We start from the raw sequence: 8,732 nt of genomic DNA on the forward strand, positions 1-8,732 counted from the left end.
TCCGGTTGGGCGAACGAGTCGTACAGGACGATATCGACCGCGTCCTCGACACCCATGTTGGAGTCGAGCTCGGCAATGACCACCCGGTCGCGATACCTGTCGAACATCTTGGCCACGCCCATCAGCACCACGTCGTAGTCGTCCACCAGCGCCACGGTGATCGGGCGATCTGCGCTGGCGGCCATGGGCATTGAGATTACCTCCCTAGGGGTGTGGTTCGACACCCCTTAGGGGTGTTCGCTGGATTCAGCGTCGATCAACCGCTTCGACCGCGGATCAGAAAGGCTCGCAGCCATGATCATTCTTGGAATCATCCTGCTCATCGCCGGTTTCCTACTCAAGATCTCGATTCTGTGGACCATCGGAATCATCCTGCTCATCATCGGTGTGGTGCTGGCCCTGCTTGGATCTGCAGGACGCGCCGTCGGTGGCCGCCGCCACTACTTCTAACCGTCCTCCGTCGGTCGCTCGCCCACATGGCGTCGGAGGGCTGCGCGAGTGGCGCCGTTGCTCCACCTCCGCTGGCCGACGGAGGCAGGTTGAAAATCGTTGTAAAACAGGCCTATTCGGTGTCTGGACTCAGTCCAGAATAAATTGACGTTTCCGTAGGAAAAACCCCGGGTATGCCACCCAACTAGCGCGAGGAGGTACCAACAAATGCCTGATTGGGGATGGATTCTGATCGCGGCCGCGGTCGTGATCTTTGCCGCGGCGATCGTGATCGCCACCAAGACGACCCGCCGCAACACGGAGCGGCTCAAGCAGAGGTTCGGTCCCGAATACGAGCGGACCGTATCCGAGGCCGGCGACGAAAAGGCAGCAGAGAAGGAGCTCACCGAGCGCGAGCGAATGCGGGACAAGCTCGACATCCGTCCGCTGACGCCTGCGGCGCTGGACGGCTACGTCAACCGCTGGCGGGTGGTGCAGACGGCTTTCGTCGATCACCCGTCGAGCGCGGTGGGAGAAGCGGACGTGCTCGTCACCGAGGTCATGCGCGAGCGTGGCTACCCCGTCGACGACTTCGACCGGCAAGCCGCCGACATCTCGGTCGATCACCCCACGGTCGTCGAGAACTACCGGGCCGCTCACGACATAAATCTGTCGCAACAGAAGGGCGAGGTCGGCACCGAGCAGCAGCGTCAGGCATTCGTTCACTACCGCGCGCTGTTCGCGAAGTTGCTTGAAACGGAGAACGACGAATCACGGGAGGCAAGCGCATGACCACTCACGACCAGCACACCGAAGTCACCCACTCGGCCGACGAAGGCGAAACGTTGGATTACCCGACCCAGACGACGGATTCTTCTGCGGCAGAATCGGATTCGACGAGCCCGCCTCGCGAGCCGTCGGCCACTCGGAGTGAACCATCGGCCACCCGAACCGAAGCGACGGTCACGACCGAGCCGACTGAATCGTCTACCGAGAGAGAGCTCTTCGCCGACGACGAACTCGCCGGAATGCGCGCACGCTGGGACAACGTCCAGGCGGGTTTCGTCGACGATCCCAGGGAGTGTGTCCAGAAGGCCGACAGCCTCGTCTCCGATGTCGTCGAACGGCTCACCACCGGCTTCACTCAAGCGCGATCGCGACTCGAGGAGCAATGGGCGCGCGGCGAGGAGGCCTCGACCGAGGATCTCCGCGTCGCCCTGAAGCGCTACCGCGAGTTCTTCGAGCGCCTGCTTGCGGTGTGAGCCTCGGAGTCTCCCTACCCGATGGCAGCCTTGCCCAACCGGCAAGGCGGCCATAGCACCTCGCGACCACGGCCTTCATCGTGGAGGACTGCCGGCGGGGTGTTCGTGGACTCCACCCGGGCCGCCGGGCCAACGACAGCTGAGCTAGAAGCGGTACCTGGTCTGCCCGTGCGGCGCCTTCGCGAACGCCAGCACCTTCGTCGGCGTCACGCGAAACACGTGCGCGGTCACGCCCTCGGGATCGAACACCTCATCGTCGACGGCGAAGTCCCAGTCGTCGCCGTACTTGGCCCGGTAGACGTCGGCCAGCGCCTTCAGGTTCTGCGCTCCGGTGACACGCACGGCCGCGCCCTCGACCACGACGTCGAGCCCGACCTGCCAAGTGTTCGTCCCGGTGACGACGGTGAGCACCGCGTGGTGTTCGAGGTTGCGGGCCTTCTGTTCCGTCGGCCCGGTGCAGAACACGAACGACCGGTCGACCCACACACCCACAAGTGGAGTGGTGTGCGGTCGGCCGTCCTGGTGGACCGTGGTGAGCCAGTACAGTTCTGCGGTTTCGAGCACCCGGTTGGCGTCGGCCCACTCGGTCGGCTCGGTGGCCTGGCTGAATCGGGTGTCGAGGGTGCCCGCGATCGTCATACCGGTACCGACTCGGCGCGACCCGACAACTCATCGCGCACCCGGGACCGGTACCGCAGCGGCGATACCCCGACCTCGCGTTTGAACGCATTGCTGAACGCGCTCTCCGACGTATAACCGAGCTCGACCGCCAAAGGCCCGACGCGGGCGTCGCCGTCGCGAAGCGCACGCTGTGCCAGGAGCATGCGCCAGCGGTTGAGATAGGTCAGCGGCGGCACGCCCGCCACGGCCCGGAACCGCTCGGCGAACGACGTCCGCGACATCGCCGACGCACGGGCCAATTCGTCCAGCCGCCAAGGCTTTCCGGGCTCGGCATGCATCAGCCGAGCGGCGGGGCGTATCCGTTCGTCGGCTAGCACCCGCAGCCAGCCCGCAGGCAGCTCGTCGGCCTGGGAGATGTAAGCACGCAGGACCGCGAGGACGAGCAGTTGGGAATGTTGAGTGATCGCGAAGCCTGCGCCGATTCGATCTTCGATCACCTCGTCGTACAGGCGCTCTATGAGTCCACGCAGCTGCGCCGCAGTTCCCCCCGTCGCTTCGCTCGCCCCAGTGCCCTCGCCCGTGCCACGCACGTGCACCACCGGTGGCAGCGCGGCGACCAACAACTCCGTGCCGACGCGGTTGACGTCGACGTGGCCGCCAATGAGCACATCATCGTCGCGGCCGTCGACCGGCAGGAACATGTTCGCCTCGGTCATCGTGAATTCGGCCGCCAGCCCGTCGCCCTGCCCGCCCGACAACGTCACCCAACGTCGACTGTTCAGAACCACGACATCGCCCATGCCCATGTGAATCGGAGCGACGACGCCGTTCGTGCGCAGCACCGCACTGCCCCGCACCATCGCCATGAACTTCAGCGGCAATTCCACCTCGAACCGCGTCGTCCACTTTCCGCCGACCGCGAACCCGCCCCCGATCGCGCTGCGCGCTTCGACGAGCCGTAACACCTCGGAGAGCTGATCGGTCGGCACATCTGAACTATCGCGCAGAAATTGCGGACTCACAACCATGCATCGTCCGGCGCCGCGACGTTGTTGGAGGCATGACACAAAAACAACAGCCACTCGGCTCAGGATTCACCGCAGCCAGCACCGCCACCGACGCCCTCAAGGGCATCGACCTGACCGGCCGCAACGTCATCGTCACCGGCGGGCACGTCGGGCTTGGCCTCGAGACCACCCGCGCTCTTGCCGACGCCGGAGCGTCGGTCGTGGTCGGCACCCGCAATCCGGACCGCGCCGCCCCTGCACTCGGAGGGATCGAGCGCGTGGAGGTCGAACGTCTCGACCTGATGGATCCCTCGTCGGTCGACGCCTTCGCCGCCCGATACACCGCAACGGGTCGGCCTCTGCACATCCTCGTCAACAATGCGGGCATCATGGGCGGTGAGTTGGTCCGCGACGCACGCGGGTACGAATCGCAATTCGCCACCAACCACCTCGGCCACTTCCAACTCACCAACAGACTGCTTCCTGCGCTACGCGCGGCGAACGGCGCTCGCGTCGTGGAGCTGTCCTCCTGGGGCCACCACCTCTCCGACATCCTTTGGGGCGATCCGCATTTCGAGACCGGCGAATATGACGGCATGGTCGCGTACGGTCAGTCGAAGACCGCCAACGTGCTCTTCGCCGTCGAACTCGACCGGCGCTGGGCAGACGACGGCATCCGCGGCTACTCAGTGCATCCCGGCGGCATCGTCTCGACCAACCTCGCATCGTGGCTGACGAGCGACGACCTGAGGGCGATGGGACTGCTCGATGAGGGCGGCCAGCCGATCATCGACCCGGCCCGCGGCATGAAGACACCGGAGCAGGGTGCCTCGACCACAGTGTGGGGTGCGACGAGCCCGCTGCTCGCCGACCTCGGCGGGGTCTACCTGGTGGACAACGACGTCGCGCCGATCGACGACTCGACGGCCGAGTTCGATCCCGACATCGCTGCCAGCGAGCTCGACACGAGTGGTGGCGTCATGCCGTACGCCGTCGACCCGGAATCGGCGCAGCGACTCTGGGAGCTGAGCGAACAGCTGCTCAAGGCGTAGCCGCCCACCCGAGTCGAATCCGCCGGGAAGGTATGTTATCAATCGTGTCACTTGATAACATCGCGCGTCCGCGATCGGGGGACCACGCCATCGAAGCCGCACTGACCAAATGGGCGATCGTCGCCCTCGGTGCGCTGCTCGTCGCGGCCACGTTGTTCCCGTGGTTCTCCGTACACAACGACGACGGATCGGCTCAGATGACGGGGTGGGGCGGCTGGACCACGACGGGTCACATCGACGCCAGCCTGAGACCCCTGCCGTTGGCCGTCCTGGTGTACCTGACGGCGGGCGTCATGATCCACGGCGCGCTGCGCGGCGCGTTCGGCGTCGCGGTCGTCGGTGCCATGGCCACCTTCGTGGCGGGACTCCTCCCGTTCATGCTCAAACCGGCAGTCGACCGCCACGTGCCGGGCCGTAGCGCGGTGGCCGTCGAGATCGCAGCGGCACCGCAACTGGTCGTCGCCGTCGCACTCGTCGCGTCGATCGTCTGCTGGATCGGCTTCGCCCGCTGTGTCCTGCGCCCGTCGCCGCGGGCCGAAGAATAGGCCACCTAAACTCATGACCCGTGACTAAGAGCCCCCTCCGCCGCCTCGCCGACGGCGTGCTGCTGGCCAGCATGCGGCCCCCGTTGTCCGAACGGCTGTTGAACCTTCGGCCCAACCGCGACACGGTTGACCTCAAGGGCAAGCGGATCCTGATCACCGGTGCGTCGTCCGGCATCGGCGAAGCAGGTGCGGAGAAGCTGGCCCGTGCGGGCGCCACCGTCGTCGTGGTCGCGCGGCGCCAGGAGCTCCTCGACGCCGTTGCCGCCCGCATCACCGCCGCGGGCGGCGATGCCAGAGCACAGACTTGCGACCTCTCCGATCTCGATGCCATCGACGACCTGGTCGCGACGCTCGAAAAGGACCTGGGCGGGATCGACATCCTGATCAACAATGCGGGCAGGTCCATCCGCAGGCCGCTGGCCGAGTCCCTTGATCGCTGGCACGACGTCGAGCGCACGATGACGCTGAATTACTACTCGCCGCTACGGCTGATCCGCGGCCTCGCACCTGGCATGCGCGAACGGGGCGACGGGCACATCATCAACGTCTCGACGTGGGGCGTGCTGAACGAATCGTCGCCGCTGTTCGCCGTGTACAACGCGTCGAAGGCGGCGCTGACGGCGGTGAGCCGCGTGATCGAGACCGAGTGGAGCAAGGACGGCGTGCACTCGACCACGCTGTTCTACCCGCTGGTCAAGACCCCGATGATCGCGCCGACCAGGGCGTACGACGGGCTGCCTGGGCTGACTGCCGACGAGGCCGCCGACTGGATGGTGACCGCGGCGCGCACCAGGCCCGTCCGGATCGCCCCGTGGATGGCCGTCACGGCGCACGCCGTCAACAGCTTCGCCCCGGCCGCCGTCGACGCCCTCATGAAGCGCCAGCGGGTGCAACCCAACGGCTAGTCCCGGTCGCCTGCGAGCCAACGCCGAAGGTACGGCTGTTGTACACATCGCCCGAGAAAGGGCGTGAACAACCGCACTTTCGGCGCCAGAACGCGGAGCGTTATGCCTGCGTGAACCCGACCTCGTGTTAGAACCGACACCATGGAGATCCTGGCCAGCCGGGTGCTGTTCCGGCCGGCCGACTACCAGAGGTCGCTGATCTTCTACCGCGACGCGATCGGCTTGGCCATCGCCCGCGAGTACGGCGTGGGCACGGTCTTCTACGCAGGGCAGTCGCTGATCGAGCTCGCAGGGCACGGCACGCCCGCCGAGCCGGGCACCTTCCCCGGCGCCCTGTGGCTTCAGGTCCGCGACGTGTACGCCACCCAGGCCGAACTGGAGTCCCGGAGCGTGCCGATCGCCCGCGAAGCCAAGCGGGAACCGTGGGGTTTGCACGAGTTGCACGTGACCGATCCGGACGGCGTCAAATTGATCTTCGTCCAGGTTCCGGAGACACATCCGTTGAGGCGCGACAGCAGAGGTTAACGGACGGAGAACATCCCGCGACCAATCGGCGTTGACCTGCGAATTCTTTGCGCATGGGTTTTACAGCGGGCCTAAGTGAAGACCACAATTCCAGCCGTGGACCTACAGCTATTCACCCTGATCATCGTCGTGATCACAGCGCTCGCATTTGACTTCACCAACGGCTTCCATGACACCGGAAACGCCATGGCGACATCGATCGCCAGCGGTGCCCTCGGACCCAAAACCGCAGTGACCCTCTCAGCATCACTGAACCTGGTCGGTGCCTTCCTGTCCACCGCGGTTGCGGCGACCATCGCCAAGGGCCTGGTCGACGCCGGCCTGGTCACCCTGGAGCTGGTGTTTGCCGGGCTCGTCGGCGGCATCGTTTGGAACTTGCTGACGTGGCTGCTGGGCATCCCGTCCAGCTCATCGCACGCGCTGATCGGCGGCATCGTCGGCGCCATGCTCGCCGCGGTGGGTACCAGCGGCGTCAACTGGAAGGGCGTGGTGTCCACCGTCGTCATCCCGGCGATCTGCGCACCGCTGGTCGCGGGCCTGGTCGCCACCGTCGGAACCTGGCTGGTCTACCGGGCAGTCCGCGGCGTGCCGGAAGCGCGCACCGACAAGGGCTTCCGCTACGGCCAGATCGGCTCGGCATCGCTGGTCTCGCTGGCTCACGGCACCAACGACGCGCAGAAGACGATGGGCATCATCTTCCTGGCGCTGATCTCCTACGGCGCCGCCAGCAAGACCGACGCATTGCCGCCGCTGTGGGTCATCGTGTCCTGCGCGGCCGCGATCGCACTCGGCACCTACCTCGGTGGTTGGCGGGTCATCCGCACCCTTGGCAAGGGCCTGGTCGAGATCAAGTCCCCGCAGGGCATGGCGGCGGAGACCTCCTCGGCAGCCATCATCCTGCTGTCCAGCCACTTCGGCTTCTCGCTGTCCACCACCCACGTCGCCACAGGCTCGATCCTTGGCAGCGGCGTCGGCAAGCCCGGCGCCGAGGTGCGCTGGGGCGTGGCAGGCCGGATGGCGGCCGCCTGGCTGATCACCCTGCCCTCGGCGGCCCTCGTCGGTGCGGTCACCTACTTCATCACCCATCTCATCGGCGGCTTCGCCGGTGCGGCGGTCGGCTTCCTGCTGCTGGTCGCAGTGGCCGGCGCCATCTGGCTGCAGTCGCGCAAGGCACCGATCGACAGCAACAACGTCAACGACGAGTGGGAGGGCAGCCTGACCGCGGGCACCAGCGAGAAGGCTCCCGCTACCAAGGCCGAGTCCACCCCCGCCGTCTGAGCCATCCGAACCCAAGACCGAAAGGCCAAATATCGTGAATGGCTGGATCAACCCCACCGCCGTCTTTCAGATCATCGTCGCCGGCCTGATCATCGGCGCCGGACTACCCGCACTGTTCTCCATCGGGGTGCGGCTGAACGCCGAGGGCGTCGGCGTCGTCTCCCATGATGGTGCGGCCCCGCAGAAGAACCCGGCGCTCAACGCGCTGAGCTGGGTTCTGTTCGCCATCGTGTTTGCCGCGGTGATCATCGGCGTGCTGTTCATCGCACGCGACTTCATCGCCCACAACACCGGGCTGTACATCCTCGGGGCGCCGCACAAGAAGTAAGATCGCACGAACGCTCGAGACCGTGGCGATGGATGCAGCCCGAAAACGACTTGTGGAAGTGACGTTGTGAACGGATTTCTCGGCAGGATCGTGACATGGCTCAATGCCGGGTACCCCGAAGGCGTGCCTGGGCCCGACCGGGTGCCACTACTGGCGCTACTCACCCCACGGCTGACCAACGACGAGGTCAAGGCCGTCGCGGAGGACCTGATCAACCGCGGCAATTTCGACCACGTCGACATCGGGGTGCTGATCACCCAGCTGACCGACGAACTGCCAACGCCCGACGACATCGAGCGGGTGCGGGTGCGGCTGGCCTCGAAGGGTTGGCCGCTCGACGATCCCCGTGACGCGGAGGATGCGACCGACGAAACGGGTTCCGCATAGCTCCACTTCGCGCACTCGTCATTCCAGAGCTCCCTTCGACGCTGTCACTTCTGACGGCGTTGGAGGGAGTTCTCGACGGTCAGGAGCCGGCCATGCTGCCGGTGCCCGCCGACGACGAACGCCAGGCCGAGCTGCTGACGACGTCACTGCGGGTCGGCGAGGACATCGACGACGACATCGCGATCGTGGTGTCGACTTCGGGCACAACCGGCGTGCCGAAGGGCGCCATGCTGACCGCGGCAGCACTGATCGCCAGCGCATCGGCCACCCACGACAGGCTCGGGGGTCCGGGCAGCTGGCTGCTGGCATTGCCTGCCTACCACGTCGCCGGTCTGCAGGTGCTGGTGCGCAGCGCACTGGCGGGTACCACTCCCGTGGCCGTCCCCCCGAGTC

12 protein-coding genes and 2 pseudogenes are annotated in these 8,732 nt (G+C 66.2%); 11 read left to right on the plus strand and 3 right to left on the minus strand.

All coding sequences use genetic code 11. The features are described 5' to 3' along the window. Positions 1-185 (minus strand): annotated as a pseudogene (locus tag QOC69_RS11140) (DNA-binding response regulator); the annotation flags it as partial. A gap of 109 nt (positions 186-294) precedes the next feature. Between QOC69_RS11140 and QOC69_RS11145 the strand changes: the two are divergent. The 3 genes from QOC69_RS11145 to QOC69_RS11155 all read left to right on the plus strand — a co-directional run bounded on the left by QOC69_RS11145 (position 295) and on the right by QOC69_RS11155 (position 1,691). Further along, on the plus strand, positions 295-450 hold the full coding sequence (locus QOC69_RS11145) for a DUF6131 family protein (protein ID WP_313865533.1): 156 nt from the start codon (positions 295-297) through the stop codon (positions 448-450). Positions 451-657: 207 nt separating this feature from the next. Beyond that, positions 658-1,221, plus strand: coding sequence for a hypothetical protein (locus tag QOC69_RS11150; protein WP_526439341.1), 564 nt, complete (start codon positions 658-660; stop codon positions 1,219-1,221). Further along, on the plus strand, positions 1,218-1,691 hold the full coding sequence (locus QOC69_RS11155; protein WP_526439343.1) for a hypothetical protein: 474 nt from the start codon (positions 1,218-1,220) through the stop codon (positions 1,689-1,691). Before QOC69_RS11150 ends, QOC69_RS11155 begins: the two co-directional genes overlap by 4 nt. Positions 1,692-1,835: 144 nt before the next feature. Here QOC69_RS11155 and QOC69_RS11160 read toward each other — a convergent pair whose 3' ends face one another. Continuing rightward, a complete protein-coding gene (locus QOC69_RS11160) occupies positions 1,836-2,330 on the minus strand; it encodes a pyridoxamine 5'-phosphate oxidase family protein (protein WP_526439345.1) in 495 nt (164 codons plus the stop codon). Beyond that, complete coding sequence (locus QOC69_RS11165; RefSeq protein ID WP_526439347.1) at positions 2,327-3,301, minus strand: helix-turn-helix transcriptional regulator; 975 nt, start codon at positions 3,299-3,301, stop codon at positions 2,327-2,329. Before QOC69_RS11165 ends, QOC69_RS11160 begins: the two co-directional genes overlap by 4 nt. Before the next feature lie 71 nt (positions 3,302-3,372). Between QOC69_RS11165 and QOC69_RS11170 the strand changes: the two genes are divergently transcribed. The 8 genes and pseudogenes from QOC69_RS11170 to QOC69_RS11205 form a co-directional block, all read left to right on the plus strand. Further along, positions 3,373-4,371, plus strand: coding sequence for an SDR family NAD(P)-dependent oxidoreductase (locus tag QOC69_RS11170; RefSeq protein ID WP_526439349.1), 999 nt, complete (start codon positions 3,373-3,375; stop codon positions 4,369-4,371). Positions 4,372-4,415: 44 nt separating this feature from the next. Then, entirely contained in the window at positions 4,416-4,916 is a 501-nt protein-coding gene (locus tag QOC69_RS11175) for a hypothetical protein (RefSeq protein WP_526439351.1), read from the plus strand. Positions 4,917-4,936: 20 nt separating this feature from the next. Next, complete coding sequence (locus tag QOC69_RS11180) at positions 4,937-5,821, plus strand: SDR family oxidoreductase (protein WP_526439353.1); 885 nt, start codon at positions 4,937-4,939, stop codon at positions 5,819-5,821. A 141-nt stretch (positions 5,822-5,962) separates the two neighbouring features. Next, on the plus strand, positions 5,963-6,346 hold the full coding sequence (locus QOC69_RS11185; protein WP_526439355.1) for a VOC family protein: 384 nt from the start codon (positions 5,963-5,965) through the stop codon (positions 6,344-6,346). Positions 6,347-6,442: 96 nt separating this feature from the next. Further along, a pseudogene (locus QOC69_RS11190) lies at positions 6,443-7,649 on the plus strand (inorganic phosphate transporter); the annotation flags it as partial. Between the two features lie 9 nt (positions 7,650-7,658). Beyond that, entirely contained in the window at positions 7,659-7,952 is a 294-nt protein-coding gene (locus tag QOC69_RS11195) for a hypothetical protein (protein WP_526439360.1), read from the plus strand. Between the two features lie 66 nt (positions 7,953-8,018). After that, positions 8,019-8,339, plus strand: a complete 321-nt coding sequence (locus tag QOC69_RS11200) for a DUF3349 domain-containing protein (RefSeq protein WP_184436924.1) — start codon at positions 8,019-8,021, stop codon at positions 8,337-8,339. Between the two features lie 92 nt (positions 8,340-8,431). Next, on the plus strand, positions 8,432-8,732 hold a 301-nt coding region (locus QOC69_RS11205), incomplete at its 3' end, for an AMP-binding protein (protein ID WP_526439358.1).

The organism is Mycobacterium sp., from assembly GCF_032162105.1.
Lineage (GTDB): Bacteria > Actinomycetota > Actinomycetes > Mycobacteriales > Mycobacteriaceae > Mycobacterium.

What these genes read in the sequence shown, in the direction of transcription:
- QOC69_RS11170 (WP_526439349.1), top strand. Translation starts at nt 3,373, where the DNA reads ATGACACAAAAACAACAGCCACTCGGCTCAGGATTCACCGCAGCCAGC.
- QOC69_RS11150 (WP_526439341.1), top strand. Translation starts at nt 658, where the DNA reads ATGCCTGATTGGGGATGGATTCTGATCGCGGCCGCGGTCGTGATCTTT.
- QOC69_RS11160 (WP_526439345.1), bottom strand. Translation starts at nt 2,330, where the DNA reads ATGACGATCGCGGGCACCCTCGACACCCGATTCAGCCAGGCCACCGAG.
- QOC69_RS11185 (WP_526439355.1), top strand. Translation starts at nt 5,963, where the DNA reads ATGGAGATCCTGGCCAGCCGGGTGCTGTTCCGGCCGGCCGACTACCAG.
- QOC69_RS11155 (WP_526439343.1), top strand. Translation starts at nt 1,218, where the DNA reads ATGACCACTCACGACCAGCACACCGAAGTCACCCACTCGGCCGACGAA.
- QOC69_RS11145 (WP_313865533.1), top strand. Translation starts at nt 295, where the DNA reads ATGATCATTCTTGGAATCATCCTGCTCATCGCCGGTTTCCTACTCAAG.